The following is a 14,182-nucleotide window of genomic DNA, read 5'->3' on the forward strand; positions in this document are numbered from 1 at the left end:
CGCCAGCGGCCAGGCCAGACGCGGCGGGCATTCGCTGGCGACGACGGCGCAGCCGCCAAGCAGGCCGATCAGGACCAGGCCGGCGGCGAGCAGGCGCGAGGGGCGCCAGTCGACGCAGCCCGGCGCAGGCTCGGCGGCCGCTGCGGCGCCGGCGTCGCGGACGAGCTTCGCCGACATCGATCCGGCCGCGCGTCCGCACCGCCGCACGATCGCGCGCAACGCAGCCGATGCGGCGCCCGCGCTTTCGCGCACGCGTCCCGATGCCGACGCCGGCCGTGACTTCGCAGCCGCATCGGCCTCAGACCGGAAGGTTGCGGATCTTCTCCACCAATGCCTGCAATCGCGCATCCTGCGCCGCCTCGTGGCCCATGAACCAGTGCCAGAGCTTATCGTCCTCGGTTTCCAGCAGGCGTAGGAAAACCCCGCGCTCCTCGTCGGAGGATTGCCGCCACGCGCGGTCGAGATAACGCCCGAACAACTGGTCGAGTTCGCGCATGCCGCGGCGGCAGCGCCAGCGCAGGCGGCGCAGTTCGAGTTCGTCGCGCTCGTCGGCGGAAGGTGTGTCGCTCATCGAAATCTCCTGCAATCGCAAAATCCGCGCCGGCGGCCGATGCCCGCTTACGCCAGCAGGCCCAAGCCGATCCGCGCCCACAGGATCCACAGCACCGCGCCGCCGGCGGCGTAGGCATAGAAGCGGTGCATGACCTTGTTGTAGCCGCACTGGATCGCGCTGTGGGCGATGCGCAGGGCGACGAACAGCCAGGCCAGGGCCAGGGTCGCGGCGTCGTGCAAGCCGTTGAACGCGGCCACCGTCAGCGCGAGATAGAACAGCACCGGCAGTTCGAACAGGTTGCGGAAATTGTCGGCGGCGCGCGATTCGGTCAGCTTCGCCACTACCTGCGCCGAGGTCGCCACCGACTGCGGATGGATGCGTTCGCGCTTCATCTGGCCGATGCGCACGTAGAGCATGCGCAGCCACACCACGCAGGTCAGCGCGGCCATCGCCAGCGCGGGAAGGAAGATCGCTTTCGTGTCCATCGGTCGGTCGCTCCCTGAAAGGCCGCGCGCGGCGCGGCGGTGACGGCGTGCAAGACGATGCGGCGGCTGGCGCCAGCGCGCATCCTCCGTCAAACCCGGCGCCGCCGCCACTGCACTTGCGGCCGATGCGGCGCGGCCGTGCCGCGGCGTCGGCGCTGCGCTTACGAAAACGCCGCCGCCCGCGAACGGGCGGCGGCGTCGGTTTCGCCCAGCCTGGGGATCGTCGCGGCCGGTCGGACCGTTCCGGCCGGTCAGAGCGGACCGATCAAATCCGCCGCTGCAGCATCAGCTTCTTGATCTCGCCGATGGCCTGCGCCGGATTCAAGCCCTTCGGGCAGGTCCGCGCGCAGTTCATGATGGTGTGGCAGCGATAGAGCTTGAACGGATCTTCCAGGTCGTCCAGGCGCGCGCCGGTGTCCTCATCGCGAGAATCGATGATCCAGCGGTAGGCCTGCAGCAGGATCGCCGGGCCGAGGTAGCGGTCGCCGTTCCACCAGTAGCTCGGGCAACTGGTCGAGCAGCACGCGCACAGGATGCACTCGTACAGGCCATCGAGCTTCTCGCGGTCGGCCGGCGACTGCAGGCGCTCGCGGTCCGACGGGGTCGGGCTCTGGGTGCGCAGCCACGGGCGGATCGAGGCGTACTGGGCGTAGAAGTGGGTCAGGTCCGGAACCAGGTCCTTGACCACGTCCATGTGCGGCAACGGATAGATCGGCACCTCGCCCTTGGCGTCGCCGCAGTCGGCGATGGCGCGGGTGCAGGCCAGGGTGTTGGTGCCGTCGATGTTCATCGCGCACGAACCGCAGATGCCTTCGCGGCAGGAGCGGCGGAAGGTCAGGGTCGGGTCGATCTCGTTCTTGATCTTGATCAGCGCGTCCAGAACCATCGGGCCGCACGAGGCCAGATCGACCTCATACGTATCCACGCGCGGGTTCATGCCGTCGTCGGGGTTCCAGCGGTAGACCTTGAAGGTGCGCGGCTGCTTGGCGCCCGGCGTCGCCCAGTGGCGGCCCTTCTGGATCTTGGAGTTCTTCGGCAGTGAGAATTGGGCCATGTCGGCGGCTCCTGATCAGTAGACGCGCTTGGCCGGCGGGATCGATTCGACATCGCCCGTCATCGGCTGCATGTGGACGGGGCGATAGTCGATGCGGGTGTTGCCCTTCTCGTCCACCCAGCACAGCGTGTGCTTCTGCCAGTTGTGGTCGTCGCGCTCGGGGAAATCCTCGTGCGCGTGCGCGCCGCGCGATTCCTTGCGGTTCTCGGCCGAAACGATGGTGACCAGGGCCTGGTCGAGCAGGTTGGCCAGCTCGAAGGTTTCGATCAGGTCCGAGTTCCACACCATCGAACGGTCGGTGACCTTGACGTCGGCGAAGGACGCGTGGATGTCGCGCATCTTGGCCACGCCCTCGGCGAGGGTCTGGCTGGTGCGGAACACCGCCGCGTCGGCCTGCATGGTGCGCTGCATCTTGTCGCGGATGACCGCGGTCGGGGTGCTGCCGCTGGCGTTGCGCAGCTTGTCCAGACGCGCCAGGGCGACGTCGCAGGCATCGGCCGCGAGCGGCGCCTGCTTGCCGTCCGGGACGATGGTTTCGGCGCAGCGGTTGGCGACCGCGCGGCCGAACACCACCAGGTCGAGCAGCGAGTTCGAGCCCAGGCGGTTGGCGCCGTGCACCGACACGCAGGCCGCTTCGCCGATCGCGTACAGGCCCGGCACCACCGCGTCGGGGTTGCCGTCGCGCAACTGCACCACTTCGCCGTGGTAGTTGGTGGGGATGCCGCCCATGTTGTAGTGCACGGTCGGGATCACCGGGATCGGCTGCTTCTCCACGTCCACGCCGGCGAAGATGCGCGCCGATTCGGCGATGCCCGGCAGCTTCTTGTGGATCACTTCGGGACCGAGGTGGGTCAGGTCGAGCAGGATGTGGTCCTTGTGCTCGCCGACGCCGCGGCCGTCGCGGATTTCCATGGTCATCGCGCGGCTGACCATGTCGCGCGGGGCCAGGTCCTTCACGCTCGGCGCGTAGCGCTCCATGAAGCGCTCGCCGCTGTCGTTGCGCAGGATGCCGCCTTCGCCGCGCACGCCTTCGGTGATCAGGCAGCCGGCGCCGTAGATGCCGGTCGGGTGGAACTGCACGAACTCCATGTCCTGCATGCCCAGGCCGGCGCGCAGGGCCATGCCGCCGCCGTCGCCGGTGCAGGTGTGGGCCGAGGTGGCGCTGAAGTAGGCGCGGCCGTAGCCGCCGGTGGCCAGCACCGTGCCCTGCGCCTTGAACAGGTGCAGGGTGCCTTCGGCCATGTCGAGCGCGAGCACGCCGCGGCAGGCGCCGTGCTCGTCCATGATCAGGTCGAGGGCGAAGTATTCGATGAAGAACTGCGCGTCGTGCGCCAGCGACTGCTGGTACAGGGTGTGCAGGATGGCGTGGCCGGTGCGGTCGGCCGCGGCGCAGGTGCGCTGCGCCGGCGGGCCCTTGCCGAACTTGGTGGTCATGCCGCCGAAGGGGCGCTGGTAGATCTTGCCGTCGTCGGTGCGCGAGAACGGCACGCCGTAGTGCTCGAGCTCGATGATGGCCGGAATCGCCTCGCGGCACATGTACTCGATGGCGTCCTGGTCGCCGAGCCAGTCCGAGCCCTTGACGGTGTCGTAGAAGTGGTACTTCCAGTTGTCGTCGCCCATGTTGGCCAGCGCCGCGGCCACGCCGCCCTGCGCCGCGACGGTGTGTGAGCGGGTCGGGAACACCTTGGTGATGCAGGCGGTCTTCAGGCCCTTCTGGGCCAGGCCGAAGGTGGCGCGCAGGCCGGCGCCGCCGGCGCCGACCACGACCATGTCGAAGGTGTGTTCTTGGATCTTGTAGGCAGAGGCCACGGATCAGGCTCCCAGCGCGATGCGGATGATGGCGAGCACGCTGGCCAGGGCCGCGAGTGCGCAAACGAAAACGATGGCGATCTGCGTCGCGGCCGCGAGCAGCGGCGCGTGCACGTAGTCTTCGACCACGACCTGCAGGCCGAGCCGGGCGTGCCAGAACATCGCGATCACGAACGCGCTCAGCAGCACCGCGTTGCAGGGATGGGCGACGCTGGCGCGGACGCTGGCGTAGTCGCCGCCGATCCACGACACGATCAGGCCGAGCACGTACAGGCACAGGAACACCAGCGCGACCGCGGTGACCCGCTGGACCACGAAGTGCTCGGTGCCGTACTTGGCCGAACCCAGGCCGCGCGCCGACTTCAGCGGCGTGCGCAGTTCTTTCTGGCTGAAGATGCTCATGCGCCACCTCGCGACATCATCGCCACGATCCAGATCAGCGCGGTCAGCACCAGGCTGCCGATGACGCTGGTCCAGCTGCTGCGGACGAAGGTCTGGACCCGATAGCCGAAGCCGGCGTCCTGGACCAGGTGGCGGATGCCGTTGAGCAGGTGGTAGGCGAACGCCCACGTCCAGCCGAACAGGATCAGGAAGCCCAGCGGCGAGCGCGCGCAGGCGATGAAGTCCGCCCACGCCTGCGGCCCGGCGGCCAGGGCGGTCAGGCCCCAGGCGATCAGCAGGGCGCCGATGGAAAGGATGACACCGGTCGCGCGGTGCAGGATCGAGGTCACCATCTGAACCTGCCAGCGGTAAACCTGCAGGTGTGGCGACAAAGGTCGTTCGCGGTTCGCCATGAGGGTATGGCAATCTCGGCTGGGCGGCGGCGCCGCGTGGCGGGGGGCGTGTGGAACGCCGGTGTGGGGTGCTGTTGAAAAACGAGCCGAGCGGACCTATCGACTAAAAGTCGATGCAACGTCCGTTCTTTTCCCAGTCGCCGTAGCGGGTCGGTTCGAGACCCTCGCGACCACCGTGCTCCTTCGGAAGCGGCTGCGTGTCAGCCGTATCGTCGGGAACGTCCTTGGCGGAAGGCGAGTGGCCTCCCGTTTCGGAAACGGGAGTCGCCGGGGTCTCGGACGCGTCGTCCGAACGTGCTTCCGGGGTGGTTTCGCCTATCATCACAGCGTTAAATATTAATTCCCGGCCCCCATGCCTGACAACCCGCAAGCCTTGCCCGGACAGGCCTTCGCCCTGCCCGGCCAGCGACTCATCGCCCTGGAGGGCCGCGACGCCGCGGCTTTCGCCCAGGCGCAGTTCATGAACGACGTCAAAGGCCTGGCCGACGGCCATTGGCAGTGGAGCGGCTGGCTTACGCCCAAAGGCCGGGTGATCGCCCTGTTCGCTTTGCTGCGCCTGTCCGATCAGCGCATCTGGCTGGCCGTGCCCGACGCCGATGCCGCCGCGCTGGTCGAGGCGCTCAAGCGTTTCGTGTTCCGCAGCAAGGTCGCGATCGAACTGCGTGAAGACCGCGTGATCGAGGGCCGCTTCGGCGCGCCGGAACAGGCCGCGGGCGCCGCTGTCGCCGGCGATGCCGAGGATTCGCTTGAAATCGACATGAGCGGCGACGGCGCCGCGCGCGCTTTGCGCATCGTGCCCGCCGCGCAGGCCGCGGCCGCCGACGCCGCGCTGGCCGCGCAATGGGCGCTGGCCGACCTGCGCCACGGCCTGCCGCGCCTGCCCGCGTCGCAGGCCGAGCAATGGACCCCGCAGCAGCTGTCGCTGGACCGGCTGCGCGGCTACAGCGTCAAGAAAGGCTGCTACCCGGGCCAGGAAATCGTCGCCCGCACCCACTTCCTCGGCAAGGCCAAGCGCGGGCTGGCGCTGTTCGCCGGCCCCGCCCCGGTCGAGGCCGGCGCGGAAGTGCGCGGCGAGAGCGCGGCATTGGGCACGGTGGCGGCCAGCGCCAGCGACGGCACGACGCATCTGGCGCTGGCGGTGTTGCCGCTGGAGCGCGCGGACGGCGCGGCGTCCATCGACGCACAGCCCGCGCAGGAAATCCCCCTGCTCGACGGACTGGCCCGCTAGCCTCCTGTAGGAGCGGCGCAAGCCGCGACCGCGCCAATCCAACTACGACGACACGCTCCATCCCGTCGCATGCGGCACGACGTTCGCGATAGGAAACTCGCGCCGCGGTTGCGTTGGCGCGGTCGCGGCTTGCGCCGCTCCTACAGGCAGCGTACGCAACCGCGGCGCGCTGGCTACAACCCACCCTCGCCGCTCGTCGCCTGCGCCAATGCATCCCCGGCATGGTCGCGCTGCGACCGCCAATGCTCGTGCCAGGCCTGGAACATCAGCACGTTCCACAGATGGGTGTGCCAGCGCTTCTCGCCGTCGACGAAGGCGCGCCACAGGCCGTCGATCAGGTCGACGTCGAAATAGCCTTGCGCGCGCAGCTTGTCCGGATCCAGCAGCGTCTGCGCCCATTCGCGCAGGTCGCCGCGCAGCCATTGCGACACCGGCGCGCCGAAGCCGCGCTTGCCGCGGTCGACCATCGCGTCGGGCAGATAGCGCTTGAGCACGCGCTTGAGCAGATGCTTGCTGCCGCCGTCGTCGCCGCGCTTGTAGTGCAGCGGCAGCGACCAGGCGAACTGCGCCACGCGCGTGTCCAGCAGCGGCGCGCGCGCCTCCAGCCCGACCGCCATGCTGGCGCGGTCGACCTTGCACAGCAGATCGTCGGGCAGGTAGACGCTGTAGTCGGCCAGCATCATCGCGTCGGCCGCGCTGCCGCGGCCGTCGAGCGGTTCGGCCAGGTCGTACATCGTCGGCGGCAGCCGCGCGTCGGGCACCGCCGCCTGCGGGAAGCGCCAGCGCACGATCCGGTTGCGATAGACGTCGCCGATCCCGCGCGCGCCCATTTCCGCGGCGAACGCGGCGAAGCCGCCGGCGCGCGAGGCCTCGCCGTGGCCTTGCGCGCGCCCGGCCAGCCAGCGCCGCAGCGGCGCCGGCACCCGGTGCAACAGGCTGAGGTTGCGCAACGCGCGCTCGTAGCGCTTGTAGCCGAAGAACAATTCGTCGCCGCCGTCGCCCGACAGCGCCACCGTGACCAGGTCGCGCGCCAGCTTGCACACCAGCGCGGTCGGCACCTGCGAGGCGTCGGCGAAGGGCTCGTCGAACATCGCCGGCAAGCGCGGCACCACCGCCAGCGCGTCGCCGCCGCTGACGTAGAGCTCGGTGTGGGCGGTGCCCAGGTGTCGCGCCACCTCGTGCGCAAGCGGCGCTTCGTCGTGGTGCGAGCCTTCGAAGCCGATGGTGAAGCTCTGCACCGGCTTGGCGCTGAGCGCCTGCATCAGCGAGGTCACCACCGACGAATCGGTGCCGCCGGACAGGAACACCCCGACCGGCACGTCGGCGACCATGCGCAGGCCGACCGCTTCGCGCAGCAGGTCGTCGAGGCGGTCCTCGGCGGCGTCGATGTCGCCGTCGAACGGTTCGGCGATCGCCGCGCGCATGCGTTCGGCGGCGTCCCAATAACGCTGCTGGTCGCGCGCCGGGTCGTGCGCGCCGGGACCGCGCGCGACGCTCGCGGCGTCGAAGCGCGCGATCGCGCCCGGCGCCAGCTTCCAGGTGTCGGCGTGGATGCAGTACGGCGAAGGCACGTAGTCGTAGCGCAGCAGCAGCGCCAGCGCGTCGCGGTCGACGCCGTTGTCGAACTGCGGATGCCGCCACAGCGCCTTGAGTTCGGAGCCGAACACCAGGGTGTCGCCGGCCCAGCCGTAGTACAGCGGCTTCTTGCCGACGCGGTCGCGCGCCAGCCACAGTTCGGCGCGCTCGCGGTCCCACAGGGCGATGGCGAACATGCCGTTGCAGCGCGCGATCGCCGCTTCCACGCCCCACTGCGAGACCGCCGCCAGCAGCACTTCGGTGTCGGAATGGCCGCGGAAGCCGTGGCCGAGCCCGCGCAGTTGCTCGCGCAGTTCGGCGAAGTTGTACACCTCGCCGTTGTAGGCGACGACAAAACGCCCGTCGGCCGAGGCCATCGGCTGATGGCCCAGCGGCGACAGATCGAGAATGCTCAGCCGGCGATGCGCGAGCGCGACGCCGGCCTGCGGATCGGCCCAGACGCCGTCGTCGTCGGGGCCGCGATGGTGCAGCGCCTCGCCCATCGAAGCGGCGAGCGCGTGCAGGTGCTCCTGGTCGAGATCGTTGCGCGGACGCAGCAGTCCGGCCAGTCCGCACATCGGCGTCAGCCCTTGGCCAGCAAATCGGCGGCGCGGACGATGTCCTCTTCGCCCGGAATCACCAGGAACGCCGCGCCGGCCAGCGGGGTGTAGGTGTCGACGCCGACCACGCGCTGCATCGGCACGCCGCCGAAGCCGGCCTCGGCCAGCGCGGTGATCACGCCCTCGCCCACGCCGGCGCTGCGGCGGCCTTCGTCGACCACGATCACGCGCCGGGCGCCGCGCGCCTGCTGCGCGATGTAGGCGTCGTTGAGCGGCACCAGCCAGCGCAGGTCGACCACGCGGGCCTTCCAGCCGTGGGACTGCTCGATCTGCCGGGCGGCACGCAAGCTCATCGGGACACCGTTGCCATACGTGAAGATCACCAGGTCGTCGCCGTCACCATACACCCGGCCCTCGCCCAGCGGCATGGCCTGGTCCGGCGCCGGGTACGAGGTCAGCCACTGGCCGTCGCCGGCTTCGTACAGGTCCTTGGTCATGTACAACGCGATCGGCTCCAGGAACACGGCCACGCGGCCGTCGACCTTGGCCAGCGCCGTCAGGGTGCGCAGCATGGTCGCCGCGTCGTCGCCGCGCGAGGGGCAGCCCACGACGAGGCCCGGAATGTCGCGCAGCGCGGTGATCGAGTTGTCGTTGTGGAAGTGTCCGCCGAAACCGCGCTGATAGCCCAGGCCGGCGATGCGCACGACCATCGGGTTTCGATACTGGTTGTTGCTGAAGAACTGCAGCGACGCCGCCTCGCCGCGGATCTGGTCGCAGGCGTTGTGGAAGTACGCCAGGTACTGGATTTCCGGGATCGGCAGCAGGCCGATATTGGCGAAGCCCTGGGCCAGGCCGAGGATCATGGTCTCGTCGAGCAAGGTGTTGAACACCCGGCGCGGGCCGAACGCCTTCTGCAGGCCCTTGGTGACGGTGTAGACGCCGCCCTTCTGCGCCACGTCCTCGCCGAACAGCAAGGTTTCGGGGTATTTGGCGAACAGGTCGTGCAGCGCGTTGTTGATCTGGATCGCCAGGTGCCGCGGCGGCTGCGCCTCGGGCAGCTTGGCTTCGCCGCCGAAGGCCTGCACGCGGCGCTCGGCGTAGTCGGCGCGCTCGGCTTCGGCCTGGACCGCGGCCGGCGTATACGGCGCCAGCGGCGCGATCACGTGCTCCAGGGTTTCGATCTTCGGCCGGCGGTCGGCCTCTTCGGCCGCGGCGAAGCAGCGCTTGCGCGTGGCTTCGTAGAGATCGAGCACCTCGTCCTTCGACATCAGCCCCGATTCCAGCGCGATCGCCGCCGAACGCAGCAGCGGGTCGCTGGCCTCGACCGCGCACAGCTCCTCGACCGAGCGCCATTCGATTTCGAAGTCGGTGCCGGCGTGGCCCATGATCCGGGTGGTGCGCAGGTGCAGGAAGGTCGGCCGGCGGGTGCTGCGGCAATGCTCGACCGCGCGCTGCACGTCGGCGTAGCCGCTGGCCAGGTCGAGGCCGTCGGCGGCGAAGTAATCCAGCCCGTCCATGCTGCGGAAGCGGTTGCCGATCCAGCCGCCGGGCGTCTTCACCGAGATGCCGATGCCGTTGTCCTCGCACACGAACAGCACCGGCGCCGGCAGCTTCTGGTAGGCGGTCCAGGCCGCGGCGTTGAACGCGGTCTGGGCGGTGGCGTGGTTGGCCGAGGCGTCGCCGAAGGAGCAGATGGCGATGCTGTCGTCGGGGATCGGCAGGCCGTGGCCGAGACGGCGCGCGGTCTCGATGGCGACCGCGGTGCCCAGCGCCTTGGGCAGATGCGAGGCGATGGTCGAGGTCTGCGGCAGCACCCACAACGGCTTGCTGCCCCACACCTTGTGGCGGCCGCCGGAGGCGGGATCTTCGGCGCTGGCGGCGAACGACAGCGCCGAATCCATCACCGGGTCCATGCCCGGCAGCTTGCGGAAGCGCTCGGCCATGAAGCCGCCGCTGCGGTAGTGCAGGAACGCCGGATCGGTGTGGCGCGCCGCGCGCGCGACCATCGCATTGCCTTCGTGGCCGCTGGAGCCGATGGTGTAGAAGACCTTGTTCTGCACCCGCAGCACCCGCGCCATCAGGTCGAGGTGGCGGCTGATCAGCTGCGATTCGAACAGTTCGCGAAAGCCGCGCGCGTCCAGCGCGCTGCCGTCGAGGATCGCTTCGTTCGGCGCCGGGCGCGCGTCGCTGCGGCCGTTCCAGGCCTTGACGAACTCGACGAAATTGACGTCGCAGATCTCGGCCCGGTTGAGGCCCTTCATGCGCGCCGGAATCGGGCTCGCGACCGGGTTGAAGTTCGGCGTCTGGCTGAAGATCGAAGACTGCGGTTGCGCTGACATCGGGGACTCCGCCGCCCGGTTCGGGCCGGCACGATTGGGGGAATTCAAGAAGACGCGTTGCTGGCGGCGATGCGTTGCGCCGCCTGCGCGTCGGGTTCGGGCAAGGCGACGAAGCCCGCGGTGGCGCGCACCCGCGCCAGCCAGGCGCGCAGCGCCGGATACGCGTCCAGGGCGATGCCGCCGTGCGGGGCGACGTCGGTATAGGCGAACAAGGCGATGTCGGCGATGCCGTAGCGCTCGCCGGTGAACCAGGCATTGGCCTGCAAGTGGCGCTCCATCACCGCCAGCGCCTGGTGGCCGCGCTCGCGCAGCGCCGGCAGCTCGGCGCGGCGCGGCGAATCCGGCGGCGTCCAGCCGGCGATGAAGCGGGCCACGGCGATATACGGCTCGTGGCTGTATTGCTCGAAGTTCATCCAGCTCAGCGCCTGCGCGCGCTGCCACAGGTCGGCCGGCAGGAACTCGCTGCCGTCGGCCAGGTAATAGAGGATCGCGTTGGATTCGCTAAGCGTGCGGCCGTCGCCGAAATCCACCACCGGCACCTTGCCGTTGGGATTGAGGGCGAGGAACTGCGCGCTGCGGGTCTCGCCGCGGCTGCTGTCGACCTCGACCCAGCGATAGCGCTCGCCGAGCTGTTCCAGCAACAGGCGCAGCTTGTGGCAGTTGCCGGACGGCGAGAAGCCGTGGACGGTGATCACGCCGCCGCCCCGGCCTTGCGCCGCGCGCGCCATTCCTCGCGGCTCTGGCCCCACACTTCCACTTCCTTCTCGTGGAAGGGTTCGGGCAGTCGGTCCTGGCGCAGATAGCGCGAGCCGAGCTTGCGCGCCACGCCCTTGGAGGCGAGGTTGCCGGCGTCGATGGTGTGGATCACCTCGCTCCAGCCCAGGTGGTCGAAGGCCCAATCGATGGCGGCGGCCGCGCCTTCGCTGGCGTAGCCCTTGCCGCCTTCGCTCTCGACGATGCCCCAGCCGACTTCGGTGCCCGGCCAGCCTTCCGGCTGCCACGGGCCGAGCCGGCCGATCCAGCGTCCGGAGGCTTTCTCAAAGACGGAAAAGAAGCCATAACCGAGCGCGGCCCAGGAGCCGATCACCGACATCATCCCGCGCCACGCCACCGGCCGCGGCTGCGGGCCGCCGATGTACCGCAGGTAATCGCCGGCGCTCATGAAATCGGCCCAGGCGTCGAAATCCTCCAGCCGCGGCGGGCGCAGGATCAGGCGCGGGGTTTCCAGTTCGATGTCGGCGATCGTCATCATGGATCGGGGCTCCCCAAGAGCTCGCTCGGCGTTGCAAAGCCCCTCCACCGCCTGCGGGAGAGGGGTTGGGGTGAGGGCCTCTACCTGCGCCCTCATCCGGCCCTTCGGGCCACCTTCTCCCGCACGCGGGAGAAGGAACAGCGTTGCCGCATCGCGCGGCGCGGCCTCAGAACGCGTTGATCCCGGTCAGCTCGCGGCCCACGACCAACTGATGCACGGTCTCGGTGCCCTCGTAGGTGATCACCGACTCCAGATTCAGCGCGTGGCGGATCGCCGAATGCTCGGTGGTGATGCCGGCGCCGCCGAGCAGGTCGCGGCATTCGCGCGCGATGTCGATGGCCATGCGGCAGTTGTTCCACTTGGCCAGCGAGACCTGGGTCGGCTGCATGTTGCCGGTGTCCTTGAGCCGGCCGAGCTGCACCACCAGCAACTGCGCCAGGGTGATGCGGCGCGCCATCTCGGCCATCTTGATCTGCGCCGACTGCGTGGCCGCGACCGGACGGTCGAACAGGATGCGTTCCTTGGTGTAGCCCAGCACTTCGTCCAGGCAGGCGACGGCGGCGCCGATCGGGCCCCAGGTGATGCCGTAGCGGGCCTGGGTCAGGCAGCCCAGCGGGCCCTTGAGGCCCTTGACGTTGGGCAGGCGGTTGGCGTCGGGCACGCGCACGTTGTCGAAGAACAGCGACGAGGTCACCGACGCGCGCAGGCTCATCTTGTGCTTGATTTCCTGGGCGGCGAAGCCGGGCATGCCCTTCTCGACCACGAAGCCCTGGATGCCGTCCTCGGTCTGCGCCCAGACGATCGCGATGTCGGCGAGGTTGCCGTTGGTGATCCACATCTTCGAGCCGTTGAGGATCCAGTCCGCGCCGTCCTTCTTCGCGTTGGTCTTCATATTGGCCGGGTCGGAACCACCGTGCGGTTCGGTCAGGCCGAAGCAGCCGATGATCTCGCCGCGGGCCATGCCCGGCAGCCAGCGCATGCGCTGTTCCTCGGTGCCGTAGGCATAGATCGGGTACATGCACAGCGAGGACTGCACGCTGACGAAGCTGCGGATGCCGCTGTCGCCGCGCTCGAGCTCCTGGCAGATCAGGCCGTAGCTGACCGCGTTGAGGCCGGCGCAACCGTACTGCTCCGGCAGCGAGGAACCCAGCAGGCCGAGCCCGGCGATCTCCGGGATCAACTCCTTGGGAAACCGGCCCTGATCGAAGGCATCGCCGATGATCGGGATCACGCGCTCGTCGGTGAAGCGGGCCACGGTGTCCTGTACGGCGCGCTCCTCTTCGCTGAGCAGGGAACGGACGTCGTAAAGATCGTAGGGATGCAGGGCCATCGCGCTCAGAGACCTTGTTCGGGGCAGAAAGACGGCCATTGTAATGGCCGGGCGAAGCCGGGGTAAGGCCACGGCGGGCGGATAATCGCGGACGCGGCGCGGATCGCGCCGGCGGAAGCGGTTTCCGTGCGTACGCGCAGGCGCCGGCGGCGTTGCGCGGGAGCGCTGTTTTCAAGGGATTTCGGCCGCGCGCGCGAACGCCTTCGACGCGCGGCGGCGATCGCGCAGAAAATAGTGCCGCGAATGTCCTGCCGCCCCGCCGCGCAGAAAATTTATTCTTTCGCGCAGCCCTTCACGCAAAAAAAAACGGGGCCGGTTCGACCGGCCCCGCTTCGTCGCGACGCGTGCGCCCGCTGCGGGCGCCGACCGATCAGCCGCGGCCCGGGGCCGCCAGCGCGGCGGTCTGGGTCACCACTTGGCCGTTGACCACCGGCAGGCGCTGGGTCGGGCGCTCGTCCATGCGCACGGTCTGCTCCTGGCCCTGGTAGCGGTAGGTCACGTTGTAGCCGACGACCTTGTTTTCCGAACCCAGCGAGATGCGGCTGCCGGGCTTGGTCTCGGTGCGCATGGTGCCGGTGGTGCCGTCGGGATTGCGATAGGTCACGTTGTAGGCGACCACCTTGCTCGACTGCGAGGTATCCGACACGGTGTGGCACTGGCGCTCGGTCTTGTTGACCACGCGGCCGCCGACGTGATTGCGGTCGATGCGGTTGCCGACGAAGCCGCCGGCCACCGCGCCCGCGGCGGTCGCGGCCTTGCGGCCGTTGCCCTTGCCGATCTGGTTGCCGAGCAGGCCGCCGACCACGGCGCCGACCACGGTGCCGCCGACGTTGCCGTCGCGCTCGGGCAGGCGCTCTTGCACCACCACGTCCTCGCAGACTTCGCGCGGGGTCGAGACGGTGTTGGTCTCGCGCACCGGATCGGTACCGATCACGGTCGCATAGAGTTTTTCTTTCTGGTTGATCGGCTTGACGTTGACCACGTCGGCGTAATCGACCTGCGGCTGGGTGTTGATCGCGCCGGTGGCGGCGAGGTCGCCGGCCGGGGTGGCGCCGTTGGCCGCGTCGGGCACCGGCTGCAGCGGCGCCGGGGCGATCGCGGCGGCCGGAGCGGCGGGACCGCGGAAGCTCTGGAAGGCCGCTACCGCCACGCCGCCTACCAGCAGCGACGCAATCGCGACGGCAATCATGTTCTTGTTCATTT

The 14,182-nt window shown here is 69.4% G+C and carries 14 protein-coding genes and 1 pseudogene; 1 reads left to right on the forward strand and 14 read right to left on the reverse strand.

Annotated elements, in window-relative coordinates; translation table 11 throughout:
- The 8 genes and pseudogenes from A7A76_RS09505 to A7A76_RS25855 form a co-directional block, all read right to left on the reverse strand.
- A pseudogene (locus tag A7A76_RS09505) lies at positions 1-219 on the reverse strand (hypothetical protein); the annotation flags it as partial.
- Positions 220-298: 79 nt separating this feature from the next.
- Positions 299-571, reverse strand: a complete 273-nt coding sequence (locus tag A7A76_RS09510; RefSeq protein ID WP_206410980.1) for a succinate dehydrogenase assembly factor 2 — start codon at positions 569-571, stop codon at positions 299-301.
- Positions 572-618: 47 nt separating this feature from the next.
- Positions 619-1,038, reverse strand: a complete 420-nt coding sequence (locus A7A76_RS09515; RefSeq protein ID WP_206410981.1) for an MAPEG family protein — start codon at positions 1,036-1,038, stop codon at positions 619-621.
- 265 nt (positions 1,039-1,303) lie between these two features.
- The gene (locus tag A7A76_RS09520; protein WP_206410982.1) at positions 1,304-2,092 is read right to left on the reverse strand and encodes a succinate dehydrogenase iron-sulfur subunit; all 789 of its coding nucleotides are present in this window, start codon (positions 2,090-2,092) and stop codon (positions 1,304-1,306) included.
- Between the two features lie 15 nt (positions 2,093-2,107).
- Entirely contained in the window at positions 2,108-3,862 is a 1,755-nt protein-coding gene (gene sdhA, locus A7A76_RS09525) for a succinate dehydrogenase flavoprotein subunit (RefSeq protein ID WP_241200840.1), read from the reverse strand.
- 42 nt (positions 3,863-3,904) lie between these two features.
- A complete protein-coding gene (gene sdhD, locus A7A76_RS09530; RefSeq protein WP_206410984.1) occupies positions 3,905-4,303 on the reverse strand; it encodes a succinate dehydrogenase, hydrophobic membrane anchor protein in 399 nt (132 codons plus the stop codon).
- Positions 4,300-4,695 (reverse strand): succinate dehydrogenase, cytochrome b556 subunit, encoded by a 396-nt coding sequence (gene sdhC, locus A7A76_RS09535; protein ID WP_206410985.1) that lies wholly within the window; start codon positions 4,693-4,695, stop codon positions 4,300-4,302. Before sdhC ends, sdhD begins: the two co-directional genes overlap by 4 nt.
- Before the next feature lie 103 nt (positions 4,696-4,798).
- Entirely contained in the window at positions 4,799-5,017 is a 219-nt protein-coding gene (locus tag A7A76_RS25855) for a DUF1674 domain-containing protein (protein WP_206410986.1), read from the reverse strand.
- 30 nt (positions 5,018-5,047) lie between these two features.
- On the opposite strand from A7A76_RS25855, the gene A7A76_RS09545 reads away from it, so the two are divergent.
- On the forward strand, positions 5,048-5,923 hold the full coding sequence (locus A7A76_RS09545; protein WP_206410987.1) for a YgfZ/GcvT domain-containing protein: 876 nt from the start codon (positions 5,048-5,050) through the stop codon (positions 5,921-5,923).
- A 173-nt stretch (positions 5,924-6,096) separates the two neighbouring features.
- Here the strand turns inward: A7A76_RS09545 and asnB are convergent, their stop codons facing one another.
- From asnB to A7A76_RS09575, 6 genes are all read right to left on the reverse strand, one after another.
- The gene (asnB, locus tag A7A76_RS09550; RefSeq protein WP_206410988.1) at positions 6,097-8,076 is read right to left on the reverse strand and encodes an asparagine synthase (glutamine-hydrolyzing); all 1,980 of its coding nucleotides are present in this window, start codon (positions 8,074-8,076) and stop codon (positions 6,097-6,099) included.
- A 5-nt stretch (positions 8,077-8,081) separates the two neighbouring features.
- Complete coding sequence (locus tag A7A76_RS09555; RefSeq protein WP_241200841.1) at positions 8,082-10,319, reverse strand: thiamine pyrophosphate-dependent enzyme; 2,238 nt, start codon at positions 10,317-10,319, stop codon at positions 8,082-8,084.
- Positions 10,320-10,441: 122 nt separating this feature from the next.
- The gene (locus A7A76_RS09560) at positions 10,442-11,089 is read right to left on the reverse strand and encodes a glutathione S-transferase family protein (protein ID WP_343225309.1); all 648 of its coding nucleotides are present in this window, start codon (positions 11,087-11,089) and stop codon (positions 10,442-10,444) included.
- On the reverse strand, positions 11,089-11,646 hold the full coding sequence (locus A7A76_RS09565) for a GNAT family N-acetyltransferase (RefSeq protein WP_206411003.1): 558 nt from the start codon (positions 11,644-11,646) through the stop codon (positions 11,089-11,091). The genes A7A76_RS09560 and A7A76_RS09565 overlap by 1 nt, the downstream gene beginning before the upstream one ends.
- Before the next feature lie 169 nt (positions 11,647-11,815).
- Complete coding sequence (locus tag A7A76_RS09570; protein WP_206410991.1) at positions 11,816-12,979, reverse strand: acyl-CoA dehydrogenase family protein; 1,164 nt, start codon at positions 12,977-12,979, stop codon at positions 11,816-11,818.
- Positions 12,980-13,349: 370 nt separating this feature from the next.
- Positions 13,350-14,180: a glycine zipper 2TM domain-containing protein gene (locus tag A7A76_RS09575; RefSeq protein ID WP_277425805.1), complete on the reverse strand. Its 831-nt coding sequence runs from the start codon at positions 14,178-14,180 to the stop codon at positions 13,350-13,352.
- Positions 14,181-14,182: the final 2 nt, after the last annotated feature.

Origin of the sequence: Lysobacter enzymogenes, from assembly GCF_017168095.1 — a bacterium.
GTDB lineage: Bacteria > Pseudomonadota > Gammaproteobacteria > Xanthomonadales > Xanthomonadaceae > Lysobacter > Lysobacter enzymogenes_D.

Excerpts from the sequence above, each read along its gene's own strand:
- A7A76_RS09510 (WP_206410980.1), bottom strand. The coding sequence starts at position 571 with ATGAGCGACACACCTTCCGCCGACGAGCGCGACGAACTCGAACTGCGC.
- A7A76_RS09515 (WP_206410981.1), bottom strand. The coding sequence starts at position 1,038 with ATGGACACGAAAGCGATCTTCCTTCCCGCGCTGGCGATGGCCGCGCTG.
- A7A76_RS09520 (WP_206410982.1), bottom strand. The coding sequence starts at position 2,092 with ATGGCCCAATTCTCACTGCCGAAGAACTCCAAGATCCAGAAGGGCCGC.
- sdhA (WP_241200840.1), bottom strand. The coding sequence starts at position 3,862 with ATGGTCGTGGTCGGCGCCGGCGGCGCCGGCCTGCGCGCCACCTTCGGC.
- sdhD (WP_206410984.1), bottom strand. The coding sequence starts at position 4,303 with ATGAGCATCTTCAGCCAGAAAGAACTGCGCACGCCGCTGAAGTCGGCG.
- sdhC (WP_206410985.1), bottom strand. The coding sequence starts at position 4,695 with ATGGCGAACCGCGAACGACCTTTGTCGCCACACCTGCAGGTTTACCGC.
- A7A76_RS25855 (WP_206410986.1), bottom strand. The coding sequence starts at position 5,017 with ATGATAGGCGAAACCACCCCGGAAGCACGTTCGGACGACGCGTCCGAG.
- A7A76_RS09545 (WP_206410987.1), top strand. The coding sequence starts at position 5,048 with ATGCCTGACAACCCGCAAGCCTTGCCCGGACAGGCCTTCGCCCTGCCC.
- asnB (WP_206410988.1), bottom strand. The coding sequence starts at position 8,076 with ATGTGCGGACTGGCCGGACTGCTGCGTCCGCGCAACGATCTCGACCAG.
- A7A76_RS09555 (WP_241200841.1), bottom strand. The coding sequence starts at position 10,319 with ATGAAGGGCCTCAACCGGGCCGAGATCTGCGACGTCAATTTCGTCGAG.
- A7A76_RS09565 (WP_206411003.1), bottom strand. The coding sequence starts at position 11,646 with ATGACGATCGCCGACATCGAACTGGAAACCCCGCGCCTGATCCTGCGC.
- A7A76_RS09570 (WP_206410991.1), bottom strand. The coding sequence starts at position 12,979 with ATGGCCCTGCATCCCTACGATCTTTACGACGTCCGTTCCCTGCTCAGC.
- A7A76_RS09575 (WP_277425805.1), bottom strand. The coding sequence starts at position 14,180 with ATGAACAAGAACATGATTGCCGTCGCGATTGCGTCGCTGCTGGTAGGC.